The 25,674-nt window shown below is 40.2% G+C and carries 24 protein-coding genes; 16 read left to right on the forward strand and 8 right to left on the reverse strand.

What is annotated here, in order from left to right; all coding sequences use genetic code 11:
• Positions 1 to 7 precede the first annotated feature (7 nt).
• From N7E81_RS14280 to N7E81_RS14300, 5 genes are all read left to right on the forward strand, one after another.
• Positions 8 to 1,552, forward strand: a complete 1,545-nt coding sequence (locus N7E81_RS14280) for a SusD/RagB family nutrient-binding outer membrane lipoprotein (protein WP_263050270.1) — start codon at positions 8 to 10, stop codon at positions 1,550 to 1,552.
• Positions 1,553 to 1,964: 412 nt separating this feature from the next.
• Entirely contained in the window at positions 1,965 to 3,929 is a 1,965-nt protein-coding gene (nagB, locus tag N7E81_RS14285) for a glucosamine-6-phosphate deaminase (RefSeq protein ID WP_263050271.1), read from the forward strand.
• Positions 3,930 to 3,990: 61 nt separating this feature from the next.
• Complete coding sequence (locus N7E81_RS14290; protein ID WP_263050272.1) at positions 3,991 to 5,082, forward strand: acyltransferase family protein; 1,092 nt, start codon at positions 3,991 to 3,993, stop codon at positions 5,080 to 5,082.
• 110 nt (positions 5,083 to 5,192) lie between these two features.
• Positions 5,193 to 6,050 (forward strand): hypothetical protein, encoded by an 858-nt coding sequence (locus tag N7E81_RS14295; RefSeq protein ID WP_263050273.1) that lies wholly within the window; start codon positions 5,193 to 5,195, stop codon positions 6,048 to 6,050.
• Positions 6,050 to 7,027, forward strand: a complete 978-nt coding sequence (locus N7E81_RS14300) for an ROK family protein (RefSeq protein WP_263050274.1) — start codon at positions 6,050 to 6,052, stop codon at positions 7,025 to 7,027. The genes N7E81_RS14295 and N7E81_RS14300 overlap by 1 nt, the downstream gene beginning before the upstream one ends.
• 9 nt (positions 7,028 to 7,036) lie before the next feature.
• Here the strand turns inward: N7E81_RS14300 and N7E81_RS14305 are convergent, their stop codons facing one another.
• The 4 genes from N7E81_RS14305 to N7E81_RS14320 all read right to left on the reverse strand — a co-directional run bounded on the left by N7E81_RS14305 (position 7,037) and on the right by N7E81_RS14320 (position 11,379).
• A complete protein-coding gene (locus tag N7E81_RS14305) occupies positions 7,037 to 9,565 on the reverse strand; it encodes a sensor histidine kinase (RefSeq protein WP_263050275.1) in 2,529 nt (842 codons plus the stop codon).
• A gap of 281 nt (positions 9,566 to 9,846) precedes the next feature.
• Positions 9,847 to 10,323: a hypothetical protein gene (locus tag N7E81_RS14310; protein ID WP_263050276.1), complete on the reverse strand. Its 477-nt coding sequence runs from the start codon at positions 10,321 to 10,323 to the stop codon at positions 9,847 to 9,849.
• Between the two features lie 23 nt (positions 10,324 to 10,346).
• Positions 10,347 to 10,796, reverse strand: coding sequence for a hypothetical protein (locus tag N7E81_RS14315; protein ID WP_263050277.1), 450 nt, complete (start codon positions 10,794 to 10,796; stop codon positions 10,347 to 10,349).
• Between the two features lie 43 nt (positions 10,797 to 10,839).
• Positions 10,840 to 11,379 (reverse strand): RNA polymerase sigma factor, encoded by a 540-nt coding sequence (locus N7E81_RS14320; protein WP_263053091.1) that lies wholly within the window; start codon positions 11,377 to 11,379, stop codon positions 10,840 to 10,842.
• Between the two features lie 202 nt (positions 11,380 to 11,581).
• Here N7E81_RS14320 and N7E81_RS14325 point away from each other — a divergent pair, with 202 nt between their 5' ends.
• From N7E81_RS14325 to lepB, 7 genes are all read left to right on the forward strand, one after another.
• A complete protein-coding gene (locus N7E81_RS14325; RefSeq protein WP_263050278.1) occupies positions 11,582 to 13,216 on the forward strand; it encodes a CTP synthase in 1,635 nt (544 codons plus the stop codon).
• 3 nt (positions 13,217 to 13,219) lie between these two features.
• Positions 13,220 to 15,052 carry a membrane protein insertase YidC gene (yidC, locus tag N7E81_RS14330; RefSeq protein ID WP_263050279.1) on the forward strand — a complete coding sequence of 611 codons (1,833 nt, stop codon included), beginning with the start codon at positions 13,220 to 13,222 and terminating at the stop codon, positions 15,050 to 15,052.
• 188 nt (positions 15,053 to 15,240) lie between these two features.
• On the forward strand, positions 15,241 to 16,023 hold the full coding sequence (locus N7E81_RS14335) for a ParA family protein (protein WP_263050280.1): 783 nt from the start codon (positions 15,241 to 15,243) through the stop codon (positions 16,021 to 16,023).
• A 25-nt stretch (positions 16,024 to 16,048) separates the two neighbouring features.
• Positions 16,049 to 16,963 (forward strand): ParB/RepB/Spo0J family partition protein, encoded by a 915-nt coding sequence (locus N7E81_RS14340; protein WP_263050281.1) that lies wholly within the window; start codon positions 16,049 to 16,051, stop codon positions 16,961 to 16,963.
• 7 nt (positions 16,964 to 16,970) lie between these two features.
• Positions 16,971 to 17,567, forward strand: a complete 597-nt coding sequence (locus tag N7E81_RS14345; protein WP_263050282.1) for a DUF5683 domain-containing protein — start codon at positions 16,971 to 16,973, stop codon at positions 17,565 to 17,567.
• A 56-nt stretch (positions 17,568 to 17,623) separates the two neighbouring features.
• On the forward strand, positions 17,624 to 18,337 hold the full coding sequence (gene dapB, locus N7E81_RS14350; RefSeq protein ID WP_263050283.1) for a 4-hydroxy-tetrahydrodipicolinate reductase: 714 nt from the start codon (positions 17,624 to 17,626) through the stop codon (positions 18,335 to 18,337).
• Positions 18,338 to 18,378: 41 nt separating this feature from the next.
• Positions 18,379 to 19,470: a signal peptidase I gene (gene lepB / locus N7E81_RS14355; RefSeq protein ID WP_263050284.1), complete on the forward strand. Its 1,092-nt coding sequence runs from the start codon at positions 18,379 to 18,381 to the stop codon at positions 19,468 to 19,470.
• A gap of 60 nt (positions 19,471 to 19,530) precedes the next feature.
• Here lepB and ung read toward each other — a convergent pair whose 3' ends face one another.
• Positions 19,531 to 20,193: a uracil-DNA glycosylase gene (ung, locus tag N7E81_RS14360; RefSeq protein WP_263050285.1), complete on the reverse strand. Its 663-nt coding sequence runs from the start codon at positions 20,191 to 20,193 to the stop codon at positions 19,531 to 19,533.
• An 80-nt stretch (positions 20,194 to 20,273) separates the two neighbouring features.
• Here ung and apaG point away from each other — a divergent pair, with 80 nt between their 5' ends.
• The 3 genes from apaG (at position 20,274) to N7E81_RS14375 (ending at position 22,469) form a co-directional block, all read left to right on the forward strand.
• A complete protein-coding gene (apaG, locus tag N7E81_RS14365) occupies positions 20,274 to 20,660 on the forward strand; it encodes a Co2+/Mg2+ efflux protein ApaG (protein ID WP_263050286.1) in 387 nt (128 codons plus the stop codon).
• Positions 20,661 to 20,672: 12 nt separating this feature from the next.
• The gene (locus N7E81_RS14370) at positions 20,673 to 21,461 is read left to right on the forward strand and encodes an O-methyltransferase (protein ID WP_263050287.1); all 789 of its coding nucleotides are present in this window, start codon (positions 20,673 to 20,675) and stop codon (positions 21,459 to 21,461) included.
• Between the two features lie 78 nt (positions 21,462 to 21,539).
• Entirely contained in the window at positions 21,540 to 22,469 is a 930-nt protein-coding gene (locus N7E81_RS14375; RefSeq protein ID WP_263050288.1) for a coiled-coil domain-containing protein, read from the forward strand.
• Between the two features lies 1 nt (position 22,470).
• Here N7E81_RS14375 and N7E81_RS14380 read toward each other — a convergent pair whose 3' ends face one another.
• Entirely contained in the window at positions 22,471 to 22,896 is a 426-nt protein-coding gene (locus N7E81_RS14380; protein WP_263050289.1) for a DoxX family protein, read from the reverse strand.
• 121 nt (positions 22,897 to 23,017) lie between these two features.
• Here N7E81_RS14380 and N7E81_RS14385 point away from each other — a divergent pair, with 121 nt between their 5' ends.
• Positions 23,018 to 23,479: a MarR family winged helix-turn-helix transcriptional regulator gene (locus N7E81_RS14385; protein ID WP_263050290.1), complete on the forward strand. Its 462-nt coding sequence runs from the start codon at positions 23,018 to 23,020 to the stop codon at positions 23,477 to 23,479.
• Here the strand turns inward: N7E81_RS14385 and N7E81_RS14390 are convergent.
• Both N7E81_RS14390 and N7E81_RS14395 read right to left on the reverse strand, forming a co-directional pair.
• Positions 23,476 to 24,399, reverse strand: coding sequence for a universal stress protein (locus N7E81_RS14390; protein WP_263050291.1), 924 nt, complete (start codon positions 24,397 to 24,399; stop codon positions 23,476 to 23,478). The genes N7E81_RS14385 and N7E81_RS14390 overlap by 4 nt on opposite strands.
• Positions 24,400 to 24,469: 70 nt before the next feature.
• Positions 24,470 to 25,552: an aminotransferase class V-fold PLP-dependent enzyme gene (locus tag N7E81_RS14395; RefSeq protein WP_263050292.1), complete on the reverse strand. Its 1,083-nt coding sequence runs from the start codon at positions 25,550 to 25,552 to the stop codon at positions 24,470 to 24,472.
• Positions 25,553 to 25,674 lie beyond the last annotated feature (122 nt).

Genomic DNA, 25,674 nt, shown 5'->3' on the forward strand with positions numbered 1-25,674 from the left:
GATTATTATGAAACTAAAAATATTATCAAGTGTACTTGCATTGACCCTAGTGTTCAGTGCGTGTTCAGATTGGGAAGAAATAAATACGGATCCTAACAATCCTCTCGCAGAAGATGTAGATCCAGGACTGAAAGTGGGTAGTGTGTTCAAAGAGGCTTGTCTCACAGCTCACCTGCACCAAAGGATACAGAACCTATATGTAGACATGTTTGCACAATACTATACAGGTACTGGTTTTGCTACTTATACCAACAATTCTGTAGATGGCTGGACAGGCGATTACTGGAATGAGCATTACAAGTGGTTCAATTCGTTGAGCAATCTTGTAGATCAATACGAGGACTCGGATAGCTATACCAATGCCGTAGCCGTGATCCGTATCTGGAGAGTGTGGGTGACACATCGTGCTACTGACTTGATGGGAGATATTCCTTATTCTAATGTAGCAGAAGGAGTGTATGACTCAGAAGAAACGATCTATAAAGACATGCTTAATGAATTGGAAGAAGCTGTGGCCAGTATCGATCCAGACAAAGCCATGTTTAGTGATGCCATCTATCAGGGAGATTTGACCAAGTGGACTTTGTTTGCCAACTCTCTAAGACTGAGATTGGCAATGAGAATCTCTGGAGTAGAACCTGCATTGGCTAAACAGCACGCAGAAGCAGCAGTAGTTGGTGGTGTGCTAGAGACACAAGCCAATATGCCCACTATGTATGCCAACACGGCTATCTGGGGCGAAGGCTATAGTTACAACTATTATTTCTGGTGGGGATCAGGCAATGGAGTAGGTATGACAAGTACATTCTATGACCTGACAGCTGGAATTGGTGGCCTAGCGTTCAATACGGCAGATGTAGGAGCAGCTGTAGCTACTTACCCTGCTGTAGTAGATCCACGAGCTACTATTATCTTTGGTTCGTCTGATCAAAATGCAGACGTAGGCGAAGGGTTTGAAGGTGTTTGGTCTGGAATTGATGCAGGTCTTGCTCCATCAGCATTGACTGCACCAGAGAATTTTGTACAAAACAACTCTAGAATGAATACAACATTGAGAGGTGAGTTCAATGGCGACAATGCTAGAAGCTGGACCATCATGCCAATTGCTGAAGTATGGTTCTTGAGAGCCGAAGGAGCTTTGAATGGTTGGAATATGGGCAAGACGGCTCAAGAAGCTTACGAAAGCGGTGTAGCTGCTTCGTTTGAATACTGGGGACTAAGCTCATCGAGCACTTACCTTGCTTCAAACGAAGTCAACCAAATGGGCGTATCAGCTGCTTGGGGCGATGGCAATGGTACTGATCTAGAAAAAGTAATTGCTCAAAAATTCATTGGTGGATATCCTGACAATGGATGGGAAGCATGGGCTGACTTGAGAAGATTGGAACTTCCAGCGGTAGACTTTGGTCTACAGTCAAACACTAACGTGCCTGCAGGTAAAGTGATCCAAAGAGTGAAATACCCATCATCACAAGCCGTACTAAACGAGGCTAATTATGCTCAGGTGGCCGACAAGGACGTAGAAGGTACCAAGCACTGGTGGGCCAAATAAGAAAACGTTAATACATAGTGATTTTTCAAAAGGCTGCTCCTTCACCTGGGCAGCCTTTTTTCTGTTTTAAAGTGACTGAATTTTGTGTTCTCCATTCGACTCGTCATTGAGCGACAAACAATTGCGCTCTAGCGAAAAAATAAACAAAAAAACATCCTTACGGTTAGTTTAGTATTACGATTTAGCGACAGCGAGATCAAAGAATTTAAATTAGAGTTTTGGGTTAGAAAGGGTCACGTTTTACGTGATCTTTTCTTTTTTGTGCCAGTCACATATACACACATCCGTTTAGCTTCAAAAAATATCCCTTTAGCTAATATATTTCCCCTCCATAGCGTCACTTATTAGCTTTATACATATAAAGAATGGAGTAAAGGTGTCGTTATCACTTTTAATATAAAGGAAATTGGATATGAGTATTACAATGGTAAAAGAAACCGCAAGAGGATCGAAGAGTATCAGCCGAAAAGCATGGAGTGCGATGGAAGCTACCAAATTCGAGAAAATACATACAGAGGTATTCGAAGGGTCTGACGAAGCCTCACTTGTCATAGCGCAAGAAATTGCCGATTTGATCAGGAGTAGGGAGGCAAAAAATGAAAAGTGCATTTTGGGCTTAGCTACTGGGTCGTCTCCGATTCGGGTCTATGCCGAGCTGGTACGTATGCATAAGAAAGAAGGATTAAGTTTTCAGAATGTAGTGTCATTCAATCTAGATGAGTACTATGGACTAGACAAGACAGACAATCAAAGCTATATCCATTTCATGCATTATCATTTGTTCGATCATGTAGATATCCTTCCGGAAAACATCAATGTACCAAGTGGTAAGATCGCCTTTGAGCACATAGCTGAATACTGCACACAGTACGAAGAAAAAATTGAAAGCTATGGCGGCCTCGATTTTCAACTTCTTGGTATCGGGCGTACAGGCCATATTGGGTTCAACGAACCAGGCTCCAAAATTAGCTCAACCACGCGAATGATCACTTTGGATTATCTCACCCGTCAAGACAATGCCTTTGCTTTTAATAGCAAAGCAGATGTACCACGCAAAGCCGTGACGATGGGTGTGGGAACAATCCTAAAAGCCAAAAGAATCGTGATCATGGCTTATGGAATGAAGAAAGCCGAGATCGTAAAGAAAACTGTAGAAGGAGAAATGTCTACCGACGTACCTGCTACATTTTTGCAGACACATGGCGATGTTACTTTTGTGATGGATGAAAATGCAGCTAAGGATTTGACACGCTTCGAAACGCCATGGATCGTAGGGGACTGCGAATGGACAAAGGACCTAAAAAGAAAAGCAGTGGTTTGGCTGAGCCAAAAACTAAACAAACCCATACTGAAGTTGGCTGATCGTGACTACAACGACAACGGCATGTCTGAAATACTAGGAGAGGGTGGAGCCTATGAGGTAAACATTAAAATGTTTAATCATTTTCAGCACACGATCACGGGATGGCCTGGAGGCAAACCAAATGCGGATGACACCAATCGTCCTGAAAGAGCTAATCCAGATAAGAAAAGAATTATCATTTTTAGTCCACATCCAGACGATGACGTGATCTCTATGGGAGGTACTTTTTTGCGCTTGGTAGACCAAGGACACGAAGTACATGTGGCTTATCAGACGTCGGGTAATATTGCCGTAGCAGATCATGAAGCACTGAGGTTTACGGAATTTGCCAAAGAACTGTACGAATACGCTGCAGGACAAAAGGCAGACCCCAAGGTGTTTGACAAGATATTTAAAGACATCAATGACAAGGCAAATCAAGAGGTAACGCCAGTAGATGTACGAAAAGTAAAAGGCTTGATCAGACGAGGCGAAGCAATCAGCGCTTGTAGATACTATGGCATACCAGATAGTCAGGTACATTACCTAGACTTGCCTTTCTACGAAACGGGAAAAGTGGAGAAAAACCCGCTTGGCAAAGCCGATGTACAGATTGTCAAAAATTTGATCGACGAGATTAAACCCCATCAAATCTACGCAGCTGGCGACTTGGCAGATCCGCATGGCACACATGAAGTATGTCTCAAAGGCATCTTTGCAGCATTAGAAGATCTGAAAAAACAGAAGTATATGAAAGACTGCTGGGTATGGCTATACAGAGGCGCTTGGCACGAATACCCGATCGATGAGATCGAAATGGCTGTGCCTATTAGTCCAGAAGAGCTACTCAAAAAACGTATGGCTATTTTTCGTCACCAGTCGCAGAAGGATGGTGTAGTATTTCAGGGCGACGACAGTAGGGAATTTTGGCAGCGCTCAGAGGATCGCAATAAAGAAACTGCCGAAATGTACGACCAGCTCGGGCTAGCCGAATACGAAGCAATAGAAGGGTTCAGAAGATATCACTTTCTATAAGATCAATTATTATTACGGCTCAGCGAATGTTTTCGTTGAGCCTTGATTCAATCCCTGCCATTTGAATAAAGATAGACTTCTCAGCCTTGATGTCTTTAGAGGCCTCACTATTGCTGCCATGATATTGGTGAATGACCCTGGTTCGTGGTCGTATGTATATGCTCCGCTATTGCATGCACAGTGGCATGGCTGTACGCCTACAGATCTGATTTTTCCATTTTTTCTGTTTATGGTAGGCATGGCTGTTTCGCTAGGTACTCCCAAAGGAGGAGAAGCTAGAAAGCAAATCGCTAAGAAGATATTGAAGCGAAGTTTATATCTGATATTAATCGGCCTATTTCTCAATGGCTTTCCGTATTTCGAACTTGCTACTTTACGAATTCCTGGTGTGTTGCAGCGTATAGGCTTGGTGTTTTTGGCTATTGCACTTATGCATCATTATGTGACTACCCGAAACCAAATCATAATTGGAGCTTTATTGCTGGTGGGCTATTGGGTGCTCATGACGATGGTGTCAGTGCCAGGTATAGGTGTTGCCAATCTTGCGCCAGACACCAATTTTGCTGCTTGGTTCGACAGGATATTTCTATCTGGCCATATGTGGAAACTGAGCAACACTTGGGACCCAGAGGGCTTGCTCAGTACAGTGCCTGCAATTGGTACAGGCTTATTGGGTGTTTTTACAGGCAAATTGTTGTTTGGTACGGCTGATCAGACAGCTGGTCTGACGAAGGTGTTTGTACTGGCCAATGTACTTATTGCGATGGCACTTGCCTGGGATTTGGTCTTTCCAATCAATAAAAGCCTGTGGACGAGTTCGTTTGCGCTCTATACTGGAGGTGTAGCGATGAATTTTTATGCAGTGATGTACTGGCTATTAGATATACAGAAGTATCGTTCATGCTATACCTTTCCATTCGAGGTTTTTGGTTCTAATGCTATCACGGCTTATGCACTATCAGGTATTTTGGCGACTATATTTGGTTTGATTTCCATAGGAGAGCATTCTTTGCAGGAATGGATATACACAGGAATGGTCAGCATATTCGGTGATTTTTATTTTGCGTCTCTGGTCTATGCGTTTGGTTTTGTGGTGATTTGCTATCTCCCTGTACTCCTTTTATATAAGAGGAATATTTTCATCAAGGTGTAAGGGAAACTGAAAATATCATAATAATTTTAAACTTTATTGTAATTTCTTCTAACGAAAGTGGCCAATCGGAAGAATACAATTAAATTCGAGATTTAATAAAGGGGCAACGCATGATACTCATCGGAACTAGTGGATCTTCCAAGTGTGACTGGGAACTGATTCAGGATAATAAAAAAGTACTGACACTCAGTTCGAGTGGTATCAATCCCTATTTTCATACTGAGGATATTATAGAAGTGTCTGTCAGGTCAGCTGGCGAATTGCTAAAATATGCCGATCAGATTGAAGTGGTTTTTTTCTATGGTAGTGGATGCTCTAGTAAAAAACTTCAAAATATCGTCCACCGAGCCTTGTCCAAAGTATTTGTTCAGTCGCATATTTATGTGAATCACGACATTGTAGCAGCTGCTTTTGCTACTTATAATGGTACGCCTAGTTTTACTTGCTTGATGGGTACAGGCTCTAATTCATGTTTTTTCGATGGAGACATCGTAAGGCAAGAAGTGCCAGGTGTCGACTATGTGTTGGGCGATGAGGGGAGTGGAGCTTATTTTGGTAAAATATTGCTGCAAGCTTTTTTACGTAAACAATTACCTGCCGAATTAGCTACGGCATTCGAAGAAACATACAACATTACCAAGCATGATATCCTGCAAAACGTTTACATGAAACCTTTTGCCAATGTGTATCTGGCGTCTTTTTCTCAATTCATTCATCAACACAAAGACCACGATTTTTTTAGAGTGATACTCAAAGATGGGATCAGAGAATTTGTAGAGATTTATTTGGAATGCTACCCAGACCACAAGAACTACACGGTTCATTTCGTGGGTTCAATACCTTTCTTTTTTGAAGACATTCTGAAAGAAATATTAACAGAAAAGGGAATTGCCTTAGGCAAAATTATCAAAGAGCCGATTGAGCAATTAGTACAATATCATATTAATAAACACTACACGACAAGATAATGCTTGAATTAATAGTTGGAATAGACATAGGAGGAACTAGTACTAAATTTGGACTGGTAGACACAGCAGGAAAGGTTCGAATTCATAGCAGTATAGCTACAGACAACCCTGACATCAATGTTTATATCAAAGATTTGGCTAAAGCTATAAGAAATGCTGCCGATTCATTGGACGAGCCCGTAGAGTTTATTGGCGTGGGTGTAGGTGCTCCTAATGGCAATTACAAAAAAGGCACAATAGAGGATGCCCCTAACTTACCATGGTCTGGTACGGTGCCTTTATCAGATCTGCTTAATAAAGAATTTGGTCTGCCTGTACAGCTTACCAACGACGCCAACGCAGCGGCCATGGGTGAAATGATGTTTGGCGGAGCCAGAGGGATGGACGATTTTATTGTGATCACATTAGGGACAGGATTGGGCTCTGGTTTTGTGGCCAACGGGCAGTTGATCCAAGGGCATGATGGACATGCGGGCGAACTTGGGCATATCGCCTACAAAATAGGTGGTGGTAGATACTGTAAGTGTGGCAAGAAGGGATGCTTGGAAACGTACGTTTCGGCTACAGGTTTAAAAAGAACCGTCTATAAGTTGCTGGCAGATCATCACATGGATAGTGAGCTGAAACGCTACAGCTTCGATGATCTAAATACCAAAATGGTAGCTGATGCTGCTAAAAATGGTGATGTAGTCGCTCAGGAGGCCTTCGAGTATACAGGTAAGGTATTGGGAGCCAAGCTAGCTGATGCTGTGGGGCATACCAGTCCAGAGGCGATATTCATCATGGGAGGATTAGCGAAAGCAGGTGATTTGATATTCAAACCTACCATCAAGCATTTCGAAAAGAACTTGTTACACATTTATCAAGGTAAGATCAAGGTTTTGCCTTCAGAATTGAACAGCACGCATACGCCAATCATAGGAGCGGCCAGTTTGATACTGAAAGATATTATGACAAAAAAAGGCTTAGTGATTTGATCTAATGCTTTATGCTTCGATCTTTTTATGCAGGTGATTATTAGTTTTGATAAAAGGTAAGGTAATCGTAAAGCGAGTGAATTTGCCTAGCATGGAGTTGAGCTCAATACTGCCGTTCATTTTTTCTACGGCTTCTTTAATAATGTAAAGACCCAAGCCAGCACCTTTTGACCGGTCGCTGGCACGGTAGAACATATCAAATATTTTGCACTGTTGGTCAGGTTCAATGCCTATACCATTGTCGGCTACTTCTATGCGAAGTCCAGCTGCTGATTCGCTGATTTCTATCATGATTTCTGATGCTTTATCATAGTCTTGATACTTGATGGCATTAGAAATCAAGTTGGATAAAATCATACTAATTCGTCTTTTGTCAGTTTTGAATGGATGATTTAATTCTATTTTGTTTTTGAATTTGAGTCGTTGATAGCCACCGATGTGACTCAGGTTATTTATAGTTTCTTGTATGATGGTATCGAAATGGATCAATTGATATTGAATTTCTAGTCTTGAGTTTCTAGAGTAATCCAATATGTCCATGATAAATTTATCGAGTCGATCTACACTAGTTGTTATTAATTCTAGGTATTTCATCAAAGGAGGGGAAGGCTTTTCTGTAATGGATATATTGACTAACCCTTTGATGGAAAGTAGAGGTGCGCGTAAATCGTGGGAAACACTATAGACAAACCTGTCAAGCTCAAAATTAACTTTTTTAAGTTCGTCTATTTGTTGAACGAGTAGGTTTTGAGCTTCTTTTCTATCGGTAATGTCCTCTAAGGATCCTTCATATTTGATTGGGTTAGAACCGTTAAAGTGCACTCTTATATTTGAACGTACCCAAATGATGTCTCCATTTTTTTTGTAAACCTGATGCTCTATTCCGTTGACCTCACCTGTCATTTGAAGGAGCTCTCTTATTTTCATCCTATCCTGCTGATTCACCATAAGTGATCCAGCACCAGGGACAAGTTTGCAGAACTCCTCACGTGATTCATAGCCAAACATTTTGACCATAGCAGGGTTTACTGTAGTGAAACTTCCCTCGCCGTCAGCAACATATATGCCTTCTAAAGAATTTTCGAAGAGTTCGCGGTATTTGTCTTCTGCATTTTTTTTCTCTGTAATATTCCTAAACGACCATACACGCCCTACATTCTTTCCATCCAGTATCATTGGCACCGAATGCCTTTCGAATATTCTTCCATCTTTGCAATGCACCAAGCAAGTGTGCGTGTCATTAGATGAATGCAATTCAATCAATTCGGTCCAGGTTTCATCTGCATTTTCTATTTGGTCATAGATAAAAGCAGCAACGGTTTTGAAATCACGGATAATATCCAGCTGAGCTGTGTTGATTTTCCAAAGGTGAGCAAATTGTTCGTTAGCTTCTAAAGCTTCTCCTGCTTGGTTAGTTGCTAATATGCCGTTGTCTGTGCTATTGAGTATGGTGTGTAGATATGATGCTCTCTTTATGTTTTGATCTTCCAGTTCTTTTTTTGCACGTAGATCATATATGTGCGCACAAAATAATGCATCTTGGTTTTCATTTAAGGTGAGTATAGAAAGTTCAATCGGAATGACAGTACCGTCTTTATGTAGTGCGATCGTTTCTACTCTTGGGTTAGGAAGAGGAGGGATGCCTACTCGGATATAGTTTTTTATCCCTTCTTGGTGTTGATTTATAAGTTCTTTAGGGATTATAGTGTCGGTCAGTTTTTGGCCAATTATTTCGTCTTTAGTCCACCCAAAAGTTTTTTCAGCTTGTGGGTTCCAGAAAGAGATCACACTGTCTTTGTCGTACCAAATCGAGGATTCGAAAGAGCCGTTCATTAAATTATTACGAAGGGCATTTGCGGTAGTTAGTTTTTTTAGAGCCCTTAAGCCAAGGCGACCTGCTAGACCTATAAGTAATACAATGAAGAAGACATTTACCCAAAAAAGCCAAGAATTGATAGTTCTAGCGGTCTTTCCTAGTACGGTACTGAAATCCCTCTCTATTGTTGTCAACAGATCCGAAACTTCACTAATCTGCTTTAGGGCATTGATGGTTTCTGACTTGGTCAATTTACCTGTGAGTATTACCTGCCGGTATTTCATACCCAGATCAGAAAGGCGTCCCACATGAAAGTCACCTTCTTTCCAAATTGAGATGGCTTCTTTCATAAATGAAATGTTTTGAAATTTTTCAAACAACCAAATCATGTGATCAATATCCTTTTCATGATTTTTCCCCTGCAATAACCCTTCTTGCATTTGTTGGATTGAGTCACCTGTTTGCATGGCTATGCGTGCCAGACTATCTCCGATGGGAATGCTTAGGCCTTTTTCAAATGCACTCCAATACTGTTCTTCATTTGTGATTAGATAGAGCATGAGGTTGTTGGATGCGTCTTTTTGTCCTTTGGAGTATTGAGATTCCCCACTAATGTATGCACGTACAGCTGAGGTTGTTCGAAGCGTGTAGTAGTTGATACTGATCAGGATGGTGCAAATCATGAAAAGTATAGATAGTGCGGTAAGTCTGATTTTTATCATTTGGGATTAGATAAGGATAAGGTGCTTTATACTACGATGTTAGGAAGAATGTAGGACAAGTAAATATATACTAGGCGAGTCGCTTAGAATACTCGTTCAGTTAGTGGTTATTTCTAGGTTAAGCTCAGCAAGTGTAACGTGAATGATCCAAGTAACTAGGGGTATAGTTTGAAGGCCGAAGACATGAATAGACTTCTGACATGATGTAAAATCATAGGAGGGTTAGACCGAAATTCAAATGAATGGATTGGCTAGGTATTATGACAACAGACGGTTTCTCCCTATTTTGAATCTTTAGGTGTCTTTCCTCCGTGGCTGTTTCTGCGTTTTTCTAATCGCTCAAATAGCATTTTTTTGAAATCTCGTTCCGCATCTTGTAGGGCTAGCATCTGCTTGAGGTCAAGCACTGCCTGGAGGCGCTTATTATATTCTTTTTCAATCTCAAATTGTTTTTCTTTCACTTGCATCCCCATCTGTAGAAGGGTTTGTGTTTCTTCTTCAGTAGCTGTTTCTGGATCGTAGGCTTTGCGCTTCTGAGCAAACTCTATATAATTTTCTCTGCGCTTCTGATTGAGTTCGTTATAGATTGGCCAAAATTTCTCTGCTTGCTCAGGAGTAAGCGACACGTGTTCGGTGATGTATGCAATTTTTGCAGACTCTATTCTTTGACGAGCTTCTTCGCGTTGAGCGTGCGCTAGTGTGGAACCTGTGAGAAGTAAAATTACCAAAAGGAGTTTTTTCATCATTAATGTTTTCATGTCAATTTCTTTATATAATAAGCTTACATGATTTCTGTTGAGTAATCGAGTTCAGAATAGATCTTTTCTAAATCCTCGGCTGATATTGACGGGTCTATCAGGTCTTGATCTATCGGCGATAGTTCATCAAGTATAGTGCTTTCGTCTAGTAAGGTTAGAATATCGTAAGTGCCTAGAGTCTCCTCATACAAATACGCAATCATATCTTCAGACTGCACATTGGTTAGTAGTTGGTCTGCTGTGAAGTCTTGAGGACTCGGGGACAAGTAAAACCAACCAGCAACAAATAGAACTATTGCTGCAGCAATAGGCCAAGTCAGTGGTTGACTAAATACAGAAAGGGAAGGAGCCGCTATGCGTTCATGCTCTATTCTCGACTGAACCTTCAAAGGCAGCTGATCAAAGTATCCATCAGGTATTTGATGGATGTTTTGCTTTTTCAATGATTCGATATCTATTTTCCTGTTTTTCATAATCTTACGATCGCTAGCTTAGACCCATGTTTTTCGAAATGGTTTAACCTAAATTTATGTGTTGTTCTATTTTCTTTACTGCTAGATGATAACTCGCCTTTAGTGCACCCACACTCGTATCGGTGATGGTGGCTATTTCTGTAAATTTCATCTCGTCGAAATACTTCATGTTGAATACCAGTCTTTGTTTATTGGGTAATTTCAATAATGCTTTTTGCAATTTCAATTGAATTTCGTCTCCTGAGACATGCGGGCTTTCTTCCAGTTTGCCTGCTAGCTCTCCTGCTACATCGTGTATGGGTATAAAGAATTTGTTTTTCTTTTTCTTTAAGAAGGTTAGACATTCATTTGTCGCGATGCGATAGATCCAAGTATAGAGACTCGAATCCTCTCTAAACTTATGGATGTTGTTCCAGATTTTCACAAATACATCCTGAACTAAATCATCCGCATCATCATGATCAATCACCATTTTTCGAATGTGCCAATAGATACGTTGCTGATACTCGCGTACCAACAAACTGAAGCCGTAGTTTCGACTTTCTTCACCTTTCAATTTTTCTATTAGCTCTTGATCTGTCAACATCGTGTAATTGTGGCTTTAGATGTAGACTGTAGTAAAAGGTTTAAAACCAAGGACAATATTTTTTGTAACACTTTAAGCAGATTTCATCAAACTTCCACCTTTTCTATAACTTCTCAAAATATTATCCAGCCCGTCCAAGATTATTGGGTCTTATGCCATAACTTTGAGCCCCGTAACAATAGTTTCGAATACACATCAAATGACATCTACAAAATACATTTTCGTTACGGGCGGGGTCACCTCTTCTCTTGGTAAAGGAATCATATCAGCATCTTTAGGTAAGTTATTGCAAGCCAGAGGCTTCTCAGTGACCATTCAAAAATTAGACCCATACATCAATGTAGACCCGGGTACGCTCAACCCTTACGAACATGGCGAATGTTATGTCACTGACGATGGAGCCGAAACAGATCTTGACCTCGGACACTACGAAAGATTCCTAAACGAACCCACCTCTCAGGCCAATAACGTAACGACTGGTCGAATCTATTATAATGTAATCAAAAAAGAGCGTGAAGGGGAGTTTTTAGGCAAGACCGTACAGGTAGTTCCTCATATCACAGATGAAATCAAGGAAAGTATATACCGACTAGGCAATACCGAAAAATACGACTTCGTGATTACCGAAGTAGGAGGGTGTGTAGGTGATATCGAATCACTTCCATTTATCGAAGCCATGAGACAGGCTCGCTTCGAATTAGGGCCTACGAATGCGATCAATATTCATTTGACTTTAGTGCCTTATCTACAGGCAGCTGGCGAGTTGAAAACCAAACCGACTCAACACTCTGTAAAGCAATTGCTCGAAGCAGGTGTTCAACCTGATATATTAGTTTGTAGAAGTGAGCATAAGCTCAGTTCTGATCTAAGAAAGAAAATTGCATTGTTTTGCAACGTGCCCGTCAACTGTGTGATCGAAGCCCAAGATGCGGACACCATCTATGATGTGCCGCTATTGATGAGAAAAGAAAAACTCGATGAAAGGGTGCTTTCTCGCATGAAATTTTCCTATAAAAAGGAGCCAGGATTAGAGCATTGGAAAACCTTTTTGGGTAAACTGAAAAACCCTGTTTCGGAAGTCAACATTACCGTAGTAGGTAAATATGTAGAACTACAGGATGCCTATAAGTCTATTTCAGAGGCGTTTGTTCATGCTGGCGCAGATAATGAATGTAAGGTGAAAGTGAAGTGGCTTTCTTCAGAATCTGTAACAGAGGATAATGCCGCTAAACTACTCGAAGGCGTGGATGGATTGCTTGTAGCCCCTGGGTTTGGAGAAAGAGGTATAGAGGGTAAAATCAAGGCGATCCGAATTGCTCGTGAGCAAAACATTCCTTTCTTTGGAATTTGTCTAGGTATGCAATGTGCCAGTATAGAATTTGCTAGAAATGTATTAAATCTCAAAGATGCCAATTCGAAAGAAATGGTGGAAAAGCTGAAAGATCCAGTGATAGATATCATGGAAGATCAGAAAAACATCACTGAGATGGGAGGAACGATGAGATTGGGGGCTTACGAGTGTCAGATACAGAAAGGTACCAAAGCCTATAATGTATACGGGCAAACAAAGATTCAAGAAAGACATAGACACAGATATGAGTTTAATAATGCATATCTAAAAGACTTCGAAGAGCATGGTATGCTTGCCTCAGGCCGAAATCCTAAAACAAATTTGGTTGAGATTATCGAGCTGAAAGACCACAGATGGTTTGTAGGTGTTCAGTTTCACCCAGAACTAAAAAGTACGGTTCTCAACCCACATCCGCTTTTCGTTAAATTTGTAAAAGCAGCCTTGTCATATAAGAAAGATAAATCATCAGAAAACAATAATTAATAAATGGATAGAAACCAGATCACAGGTTTGGTCTTGATGCTTGCATTGATGACCATATATTTTCAATTCTTTGCTCCGGAAGTGCCAGAGCAGCCTGTCGAACAAGCCACCATTGAAACAACTACTCCTGCAGCTATCAGAGAGGCGGAAATATCTACACCAGTCGCGACTGGTGTAGATGATTCTTTGACTTCTGCAATTTACAAAGAACGTTATGGCATTTTTGCGCCATTTGCATCAGGTGAAGAGAAAGAGGTTGAAATAGAAAATGAATCAGTTAAAATCATTCTTTCTAGCAAAGGAGGGGTAGTCAAAAGAGTAGAACTCAAAGATTACTTGACATATGAGAAGGATCCATTGATACTTATAGATAGAAATAGCAGTACGTCTGATTTGCTTTTGATGAGCAACTACAAGGCGATCAATGTTTCTGAATTATACTATCATACACAACACAGTAAGTTAGAGGTGTCGGGCACAGATTCGTTGTCGGTCAGCTTTAGAGTTGCTTTAGACGGAGGTAGATACCTAGAGCACAAGTACAAACTTGGAGGTACAGGCTTTCAGTTGAAATATGAGATCAATCTCGTAGGGATGGATGGCGTGATAGACAACCAAGATGCTCAGCTTACTTGGGTGGATCACATGAAGAATGTAGAGCATACCTTGAAGGAATCAAGAGCAAAAACGACGATCAATTATCAGCCCATTGGAGGAGATTTTGATGACTTAGGTATAAGTGAAGATGCTGAAACAGAAAACATTGAGCAAGGGTTGAAATGGTTTGCTTTTAAGCAAAGGTTTTTTGCTGCAGCTTTGATTGCAGAAAACAAAATTTCAAAAGCTACGCTAAGTACTTATGTTGATACATCCGACAGCACTACAGTAAAATCAGGTACAGCTGTTTTGACATTGCCAATTGGCGATTTAAAAACAGGTAAAGGCCAGTTTCAGTACTACTTTGGACCAAACGATTATACGATTCAGAAGAAAGTAGTAGACGGCTTCGAGCAAAACGTAGAGTTGGGGTGGTTTGTCTTCAGATTGGTCAACAAATGGTTGATTATCCCAATATTCAATTTGCTTGAGAAATTCATTTCCAACTACGGGGTAATTATTATCATTTTAGTGTTTGTCATCCGCTTAATTTTGGCACCATTGACGTACAAGTCGCATATGTCTATGGCCAAGATGAAAGTCTTGAAACCAGAGATGGATGCGATCAAGGAAAAGCACGATGGAGACATGCAGAAATCTCAGCAAGAGACCATGGAGCTGTATCGAAAGGCTGGAATCAATCCATTGAGTGGCTGTATTCCAGTTTTATTGCAGTTTCCATTCTTGCTGGCCATGTTCAACTTCTTTCCGAATTCAATTGAGCTGAGACAGCAACCATTTCTATGGGCGACGGATTTATCTACCTATGATAATGTAATGAACCTGCCATTTACCATACCGTTCTATGGTGACCATGTGAGTATGTTCTGTCTGTTGATGACAGCCTCTACTTTGCTCTATACTTGGTCTAATAGCCAGATGAACACGCAGATGCAAGGACCTATGAAGTCGATGCAGTATATGATGCCGATCATGTTCCTGTTCTTCTTGAATGAATTTTCAGCAGGTCTTACTTTCTATTACTTTGTATCTAACATCGTGTCTTTTGGACAGATGGCTTTGTTTAGAAAGTTTGTAGACGAAGACAAGATTTTGAAGGTGATGGAAGAGAATCGAAAGAAAAACGCAAATAAATCGAAATCCAAATTTCAACTGAAACTGGAAGAAGCCATGAAGGCAGGAGAAGTACAGCGTAAACAAGGAAAGAAAAAGAAGTAAATTTAAAGTCTCGCAAATCGCGAGACTTTTTTGTTTTCAAGTGGTTAGCTATTTATCAACATTCCAATGTGGAGAAGTTTCCAAGGACATATAGAATAAATGCGGAAACGAAAATTATATTTGCCATAGTCGATTATGTGTAATTATCGGCTATTCGACAATTTTCATTTAATCTGACAACGAGCTTTATGGGCAAGATCATCTCAATTGCAAATCAAAAAGGTGGCGTGGGTAAAACGACGACATCGATCAATCTGGCAGCAAGTTTGGCGGCACTCGAATACAAGACGCTGCTAGTGGATGCTGATCCACAGGCCAACTCTACGTCAGGTATAGGAGAAGACCCTAAAGAAGTAAAAGCTGGTATATACGAATGCATGGTCGATGCGATCGATCCTTATGAGTGTATCATCAAGTCAGATATAGATTATTTGGATCTGTTGCCTTCTCATATCGATTTGGTAGGAGCAGAGGTAGAACTGGTCAATTACGAGGAGCGTGAAATGAAGATGCGTACAGCATTAGAATCCATTCGTGATGATTACGATTATATCATCATCGATTGCTCTCCTTCTTTAGGTTTGATTACCGTCAATGCTTTGACGGCATCTGATTCCGTAATCATTCCCGTACAGTGTGAGTATTTCGCATTGGAGGGCCTAGGGAAACTGTTGAATACAATCAAGATCATTCAGGCTAGATTGAATCCAGAATTAGAAATTGAAGGCATCCTCTTGACCATGTACGACATGCGCTTGAGATTGTCTAATCAGGTGGTAGAGGAAGTAACTACACACTTCAAGTCAATGGTCTTTAATACTTTGATTCCAAGAAATATTAAGCTTAGTGAATCGCCTAGTTTTGGGTTGCCAGCTATCTCGCATGATGCAGAGAGTAAAGGAGCAATTAGCTATTTGAACCTCGCACATGAGATCATAGCCAATAATGAGCAAATGGCTGAAATGGCCTAACGGACTGATTAAATAAGATACTTAGATGAGCCAAAATAAAGGGAATAAACGAAATGCGTTAGGTAGAGGGTTGGGAGCATTGTTAAATGACGACAATGTATCAGAGAAAGCCGTATTGCCTAAGAAACCACTTCGCGAACGCAGTGGGTCGGTGGGGAGTATTTCTGAAGTTAGTCTGGATCAAATAGAAGTAAATCCCTTTCAACCAAGAACTGATTTTGATCAAGAGGCCTTGCAAGAACTTTCTGAGTCTATCAAAGTACAAGGCATCATCCAGCCAATTACAGTAAGAAAACTGAATAACAATACCTTTCAGCTGATCTCAGGTGAAAGGAGGTTTCAAGCGAGTAAGCTAGCTGGGTTGGAAAAAGTGCCAGCCTATGTAAGAACAGCTGATGACCAACAAATGTTGGAAATGGCCTTGATAGAAAATATTCAACGTCAAGACCTAAATGCGATGGAAGTAGCCCTCAGTTATCAGCGGTTGCTGTCTGAGTGTGATCTCAAGCAAGAGCAGCTAGGCGACCGAGTGGGCAAAAAAAGGTCTACGGTCAATAACTACTTGCGTCTGTTGAAACTGCCGCCCGATATTCAGGCAGCCGTTAGGGACGGTCGAATTTCCATGGGACATGCCAGAGCTTTGATCAATGTAGAAGACACTTCGTTGCAGCTAGATTTGCTCAAAAAGATATTGAGCGAAGACCTTTCGGTAAGAAAAGTAGAAGCTTTGGTGAAGCAAGCATCGTTTCCTGACGAGCCGAAAGAAGAAGCAGAACAAAAAGAAGAGAATAAAGAGATATTAAGTGTTCAAGACAAGTTATCTTCGCACTTTGGGACAAAAATAAAAATTGCCTCAAAAGATAACAACAAAGGAGAGATCAAAATACCTTTCACTTCCGTTACGGAATTGAACCGTATTTTGGAAATCATTGACGCTTAAATACAGAGTGAAATCATCGGTAATTGTATGGATTTTGTGCCTCACAGGCCTATCATCAGTCATGGCTCAGGATGAGACCATCATTCGAGCCAATACAGATACTACCGTAGTCATTTCAGATTTTGGGGGCATTGAAACCTTTCAAAGCAAATCCACATTAGACCCCGACAAAGCAGCCTTATATTCGGCTGTTTTTCCTGGCTTAGGCCAAATGTATAATAAGCAATATTGGAAACTGCCGATCGTGTATGGTGGTGCCATGGTGATCGGTCACTTCATCAAATACAATAACGATTTTTACAATGCATTTCGCAATGCGTACATTGCTGAGACGGACGGAGATGAAAGTACGACCAATCCATTTGAGGGCCAATTTTCCGAGGAAGCTTTGCAGTTGAATGCAGAGCGGTTTAAGCGCAACAGAGACTTTATGGTCATCATGGGGGTAGTGTATTATTTGGTGCAAATCGTAGATGCACATGTTTCCGCCCATCTGATAGAGTTCAATATAAACGATGATTTGGCTTTGCAGCCAACGTATTACCCAAGAGAAGAATACTTTGCCCAAAATGTAGGTATGTCTTTGGTTTTAAAATTGAAATAAGTAGTAATAAATCTGGATGGTCAACACTAATAAACTGTTTAATAAAAAGTAAAAAAATGAAAGTAGGATTGGTAGGGTATGGAAAAATGGGACAAGCTATCGAAAAAATACTTTTGGATAGAGGTCACTCGATTTCAAAAATAATCAACATAGACAATGTCAATGAGGTCAACGAAATCACGCCAGAAACGACGGATGTGGTGATTGAGTTTACCGCTCCTGAATCTGCACTTAGCAATATCAAAGCCGTTTTGTCTAATAAAGTACCAATAGTGTCAGGCAGTACGGGATGGTTAGCTCATTATCAAGAAGTAGTTGACTTTTGCAAAAAACAAGACACGGGCTTTTTCTATGCATCCAACTATAGCCTCGGTGTCAATATTTTCTTCAAACTCAATCAGCAATTGGCTAAAATGATGGAAGGAAGAGGATACAGTAGTGAAATGCTTGAAATCCATCATACACAAAAATTGGATGCTCCTAGCGGAACAGCCATTACCTTGGCTGAAGGTCTGATTGCTAATAATAGCGACAAAACGAGTTGGGTAAACGAACCCACTGACAAAGCTAAAGAACTTGCTATCATCTCTGAACGTGTAGATAGTGTGCCAGGTACACATGATGTGACCTATAGTTCTGAAGTAGACACAATCAAAATCAGTCATGTAGCACACAACAGGCAAGGGTTTGCCCAGGGAGCTGTCATGGCAGCAGAGTATTTGGCTGGCAAAAAAGGCGTTTATTCTATGAACGATTTACTCAATTTTTAGGAGTCACATTTAATCATATCTTTGCCGAAATAATATCAACTATGAATTGGAATTTTTTTAAACCCAAGAAGAAAAAAGTAAATAAAGGGCCGGTTAGAGAATGGGTAGATGCGATCGTATTTGCCGTAGTTGCAGCCACACTCATCCGATGGGCTTTTATGGAGGCATTTACCATCCCGACGCCCTCTATGGAAAATTCATTACTGGTTGGCGACTTCTTGTTTGTGAGCAAGATCAACTATGGACCTCGTACACCTAAGACTCCATTACAAATTCCATTGACTCATGCTAAAGTATGGGGAACTAATATTCCTTCATATTCTGAGGCTATCCAATTGCCACAATTTAGGTTGCCAGGTTTTGGAGATGTAGAGCGAAATGATGTAGTAGTATTCAACTATCCTCCAGAATTTGAACACCCCACAGATCTCAAAACGCATTACATCAAACGATGTGTAGCAGTAGGTGGTGATACTATAGAAGTAAGAGATTCTCAGGTGTATATCAATGGGGAAAAAGGACAGAATCCAGCAGATATGCAATTTGCCTATTATTTGCGAACGGATCAAAAAATCAATGATAGAGTCTTTAAGAAATTTGGAGTATGGGATTATAACCGTGGTACCAATAATGGTTTTTATCAAATACATGCCAAGCCCTCGGATGCCGCTAAGTTTGAAAGCTTAGATTTTGTAGAGGAAGTAATTCCTCATAAAGAACCAGCTGACTTCGTGAATCCAAGAATATTCCCTAATGCCAATCGTTTTCCTTGGAATGCAGACTTTTTTGGTCCGCTAGTCATTCCTGCCGAAGGAATGACTATTGAGTTGACAGCGGATAATGTGGCCATGTATGGCACCACTATTCGCAATTACGAAGGTTTGGATAAGGTAGATCTGAAAGAAACGGAATTGTTTGTGAATGGGGAGAAAGCTACTTCGTATACATTCAAACAAAATTATTACTTCATGATGGGTGATAACCGTCACAATTCGGAAGATTCGAGATTCTGGGGATTTGTACCAGGAGACCATGTCGTGGGCGAAGCATCATTCATTTGGATGTCAATCGATCCTAATGAGAGTTTTCTCAATAAGATCAGATGGTCTAGATTGTTTAGAGGCATCGACTAAAAAAATGAAATTACAAGAAGTAAAAGCGTCTAGCATTAATCAATGTTAGACGCTTTTTTGTTACCACTCTATCTCTTTGCATCCATTGTTACGCAAGAAAGTGTTTGTCTTGCTAAAATGTTTGTTGCCAAAAAAACCTCGGTGTGCTGCAAAAGGAGAGGGGTGCGCCGATTTCAATACATAGTGTCTGGATTCGTCTATGAATTCCCCTTTGCGTTGAGCATATGCCCCCCAAAGAAGGAAGACTAGATTTTCCTTTTGACTTACTAATACCTTCACCACGGCATCTGTAAACTCCTCCCAACCTTGCTTCTGATGAGAGCCAGGTTCGTGTGCTTGTACCGTGAGTGTTGCATTGAGAAGCAGAACCCCTTGCTTTGCCCACCGTTCTAGGCTACCATGGCTAGGAGAAACAATGCCCAGGTCGTCCTGAATCTCCTTAAAAATATTCTTTAAGGAAGGAGGCATTCGCATACCTTCTTGTACAGAAAAGCATAATCCATGTGCCTGTCCGTCTCCATGATAGGGGTCTTGCCCTAGTATTACCACACGTGTTTCGTCAAACGGACATAAGTCAAATGCACGAAAGATTTGCCCCGCAGGAGGAAATATTTTGTGCCCCTGGTATGCTGACTTCACAAAGAGTGTCAGGTTCTTAAAATACTCAGCTTCAAATTCTGCTTGAAGTTTTGACTTCCAGCTTTTTTCAATTTTTACATTCATTATTTTCGAAAATAAAATAAATTGACTTACTTGTACACGTAATCTTAATCGTATTTATCAATTGAAGGCATTATTTTTTGATGGTAACAGAAATAACAAAAGGCATTAAAGTAAGTGTGGAGACAGAATACCAACCCAAGTATTCTAGCCCCAGACAATTTCATTATGTCTTTACTTATAAGGTTACTATAGAGAATCAAAGTGAGCACACTGTTCAATTGAAATCACGCCATTGGTATATCAAAGATGCAGCTTATAGTGATCGTGAAATCGAAGGAGAAGGCGTAGTAGGGCAGCAGCCGATTATCGAACCTGGTCAGGAGCATATTTATGTTTCGGGTTGTAATTTGAAAAGCGGATTAGGTAAAATGATTGGTACTTATTTGATTGAACGAATCATCGACGGTAAAAAAATAGAAGTTCGCATTCCTGAATTTGTAATGATCGTGCCAGATCGTTTCAACTAGTATTCTCTTTTCTTGACACTTCAAATCATTGTTTTTCGAATCATTCGATACATCAGGTATTGGCTTTTGTGTATGGATGAGCATGGACTGCAGTCTCCATTTGTATTTCAGGTATACAAAGAAGTGCTAAACCCATCGAAACGAAAAAAATGCAAGGATACTGCTATAGAGTCCCTGAGAAGTCAGCTTTCCAAAGATGATACAGTTATAATGAGTAGTGATTTTGGATCAGGGTCGAGTATGGCTGTTGCTAAATCCAAACAAGTAAAAACCATTGCGCAATCGGGTATTTCCGAACTCAAACAGTCTGAAGTCATTACTAATCTCATTGCTTTTGTGAATGCGAGTCATGTCCTAGAACTAGGCGCCTCTTTGGGTATCAACACCCTGTATATGAGTAAAGTGTCAGTAGTAGAGCAAGTCATTAGTATAGAAGCAAACCCAGAATTAGCTGCGTTAGCGAGCGATCATTTAAAAATATTAGCCTCTTCGAATGCGGAAATCAAAGTCGTCGATGTGGATGATTTCTTTGAAGCAAACAGTCAAACTTTTAACCTTATTTATATAGATGCCAACCATACGTATGAAGCGACTATCAGGTACTTTAATCAGGCGGTGAAGGTGCTTTCGACACATGGTGCCCTAGTGATTGATGACATCAATTGGTCGCCAGGTATGTCAAAAGCTTGGACTCAAATCATAGCTCAGCACCCAGCACATCTATATCTCGAAAATCATAAATTTGGAATAGTATTTGCCAATAGAGCACTCGAAAGGAATCATTACATTTTACGGTTTTAGAGGGTTTTTATCTCTTCACTTGTATGTAATTGTGTATCTCTAATTATCTTATATTTTTGCAGCTAACATTATTCACCTATGGAAAATAAATCTACAATGCCAGAGTCGAAACCAGCACCTGAAAAGGGGCAAAACAAAAGAATTGTTACCGTAGTACTAGTCATCTTGCTGTTGGCAGCTAGTGGAGCCTTTGTGTATAAATACATGGAATCATCTGATTTGGCTGCGCAAAACCAAATGACTCAGGCACAACTGGATCAGGCCTACAATGATCTCGATTCAATGAGTAATGAATTGGATACTAGAATATTGAAAATCGCTCAATTAGGTGGAGAGATCGATACGCTGTTGCAAATCAAAACACAGTTGGAAGAAGAGAAGAAAGCTTTTAGAAAAAAAGCTTATAAGCAAATTAATGACCTACAAGGCAAGGTACAAGGCTACAAAGATTTATTGTTGGCACAAGATGTAGAAATAGAGCGATTGAAAGTAATGAACGACTCTTTGTTGGTAGAAAATACGGAATTAAAGGTAGAAGCTAATAATCTGAGTGCGTCTATCAAAGACCTGAATCAGAGTAAGGCTAAACTAGAGGAAAAGGTAGCTACAGCATCTAAGCTAAAAATAGAGAAGGTGCAAATATTGGCGGTAAGCTCGAGTGGTAAAGAGCGGCCATCTCCATTCAAAAACAGGCATATCGATCATTTGAAAATTGATTTTGAAATCCAAGAAAATCGAGTAGCTCCAATAGAAGGTAAAGGTATTCTGGTGAAAATAACAGGCCCAGATGATAATGTGATTTTTGATGTCGCGGCAGGGTCTGGCACGTTTGTGTTTGAAGGAAGAGAGAGCTTTTACACGATTAAAAAAGACATTCTATTCGATAGAAATAGTCAAGCATTATCTTTTTTGTATAACAAGGGGAGTGATTATGAATTGGGTAAATACATCTTGGAAGTGTATACCGATGATTATAAAATGGGAAAAACAGAGTTTATCGTGAAGTAAACTACTTGCCAAAGTAATTGAGAATTTGCTGTTTTTCATCAATCATCACTTTGGTACAGCACATCAGTACGATGAGAGCCATCATCATGAGTTGGCCTCCATCATTGCCTACAATTACGCCAATAATAAACACATGAGAAATAATGGCACCCATCATCAGAAAAACGCCCATGATAGCGCCTATGCCTGCATGTCTAGGCCAAAGTAGAAGAATGGAAGTGATCAACTCTAAAACGCCTGTGCTTACCCTGAACCATCCTTCAGATTCTGCGTGACCGAGTACGAATATTGCCACTTGAGTAAATAGAGCCTTCGACTCACTAAGAAATACCTCGCCCCCAATACCAAATTTGAAAAGTAAAGTTTCAAGCAAAATAATCGCTGCAATAATTCTTGGAAGGTGTTTTATGATCTTATTTAAATTCATAGGTCACGGACTAATTCAGACAATAAGTTAATGTAAAGTCTCCGTTGACTGACTATTTTGCCCTTCAAAATTTACTTTTTATCATTTGTGTATCTACATTAGATATAGGTAATTATAAGGTATGGGATTGAGTAAAGAGATCAAACAGAAAAAATTCAAATCTGAATTTGAGAAAGCAGTGGTTAATCTAATTTTCACTAGAAATTGGTTTGATGAACAACAGCAGAAACTATTGAAACCCTATGGGTTGACTACTGCACAATATAATGTATTGCGAATTCTGAGAGGTCAGTATCCTGAAGTTTGCACGGTTAATCTAATTATAGAACGCATGCTCGACCGCATGTCAAATGTTTCCAGAATAGTGGATAAACTGGTTTCAAAAGGGTTGGTGTCCAGGTTGCCTAATATAGAAGATAGGCGAGCTGTGGATGTTTCCATTACTTCAAAGGGATTAGAAACTCTTGAAATACTGGATGAGACGTTTTCACAGCTATTCAAAGCTATTAATGTCTTCACAGAGGATGAGTGTAGGCAGGTCAATGATTTTTTAGACCGTTTTAGAGGTGTAGAACCAGACTAAATCCCCCTGATGATGTCGATAAGGCCTTTTTGTTTTTCTTTAGATCTTACAACCAAAACAGGAATCTCTGAGTGCAGCTGAACAAGTTTTTCGGCACTGCCGCCGATAAACAAAGAAGCTGCTGCCGTGATGCCTTGGGCTCCAATCACGATAGCGCCAGCCTTTTCTTTCTTTGCCGTCTTATAGATCGCAGAAATAATATCCTCATGTCTGTCGAGCGTATATATAGGTTCCAAAATCAATTTGGTTGGGTCTACTTTTTTCATAAATACCTGATAGTCCTTTTGGGCATGCTCTTCCATGATCGAAGCGAATTCCTCGAAAGACTTGCCAGTATAATGATACCCACTAGGTACTTGATATACATGCTGTACTAGACATTTCGGTTTAGGGAAATGTTCAATATTGAGTAGATCAATGGTTTGGTTGAGTGCATCCAGAGAGTTTTTCGAATAATCTACCGGTACGAGCACTTTGCTGATTCTGCGTTTGAACCCTTTGGGGATAATTAGCAGAGAACAAGCGGCCCGTCTAGCCAAACGGCTTATCGTAACTCCACCACCAGGCTTTTCATTCTTTCGTCCTACGATGATCAAATCTACTTCTTTGCTTGCGCTAAACTTAAGAATAGATTTTGTAGGCTGACCTGATTTGATTTCTACTTTTACGATCGATTTATCTTCAGTGTAATATCTATCTATCTCTCGTTTTATTTCCTTTTTTCGCTCTTCCATTGCATCATGGATGATGTTTGGAAATTCCTTTTTAATGGCAGCAGGTACGTTTAAATCTTTGATTACATTGATGAATTTCACTGACTTTGCTTCTGCCAATTTTGCAATCATGGCAGTAGCAAAGATCAATTCTTTATCAAGATCTGTGTGATCTAAAGCAACAAGGATAGTTTCGAATTTATACATTAGAATGTGGTGTTCAGGTCGTTATAGTATTGTCTAGGTCTGTAATTAATGTAAAAAGATAATTCAAAAATTAGAAATCCAACTGATTTATCTCATCTACTAGCATTTCTATTTGCTCTTTTGAGTGAGTTGGGAAGGAAGCTATTCTGATTTGCTTGTTTTTGAATTCTCCATACCCATTGCCAATATGAAGGCCTTTAGCTGCTAACCCTGCAATCAATTTTTCAGAACCGCCTTCTACATTCGCTACTCCGACAGTTTGCGATCTGAATTTTTTATCGGCTACGAATGCACTCAGCTTCGGGTGAGATTCAAATAAGTTATATAGCAATGCACTCTTATATGCCGCTTCTTGCCTGATTTGACCTATGCCTTTTGTGTTCATGTCTTGTACTACTTTACCTAGTAGGTAGATGTTGAGCACATTAGGGGTGCAAGTGGTCTGATGCTTTTGAGCCATTTTGGCAATTTTCAAAAGACTGTTGTATGATTCATGGTATTGATTGTTGGCTTTCATGGCTTCAGCCTTTTCCAAACATCTGTCGTTGAATGTCCATACGCCTAGACCAGCAGGAAGGCCAAAAGATTTTTGTACAGAAAAATACAAGCTGTCTAGCTGGTTGAAATCGAATGCAGGTACTGGCAACGAACTCACTGCATCTATAGCAAGAAGAGGGGTGGGGTATTTAGACCTCAATAGATTGATGTCTTCCACAGGCATAGCAGCACCTGTACTTGTCTCATTTTGAGCCAATCCGATTAATTCTATATCTTCATCCATGACTACGCTGGACAAGTCATGGTGAGTGCCAGCTTCTACTTCGCGAGATTCGGCATTTTTGCCATGAGCAGCTACTGCACTATGGAATTTTTTAGAAAAGTCTCCATTCACAAAATGTAGCGATCGGTTGGCAATCAGATTTTCACTCATGCGATCCCAGATTTCTGTAGCAGAAGAAGTAAACCCGATAGTGAAATTGTCTGGAAGCTGGAGTAGTTCGGTAAGTGCTTCAGTAGTTTCCTGATGCATTTTCACATAGCTCTTGCTTCGATGGCTGATCGACGGAATATTTTCGTTTAGCGCATTTTTGATGTGCTGCTCAGCTGTGAAATATAAGCCAGAAGGCCCAGGAGTGAAGAAGATGTTTTTCATTATGATATCGATATAAAAAAAGGAAAGATAAAGGCGTATTTACCTGTCGTAATCCAATGCAAAATGAATACTTTTGCTGGACAAATCTCTGGGTTTTTGAATGTTTATTAAACTAACAGTAT

The organism is Reichenbachiella carrageenanivorans, assembly GCF_025639805.1.
In the GTDB taxonomy this organism is placed as follows: Bacteria; Bacteroidota; Bacteroidia; order Cytophagales; family Cyclobacteriaceae; genus Reichenbachiella; species Reichenbachiella carrageenanivorans.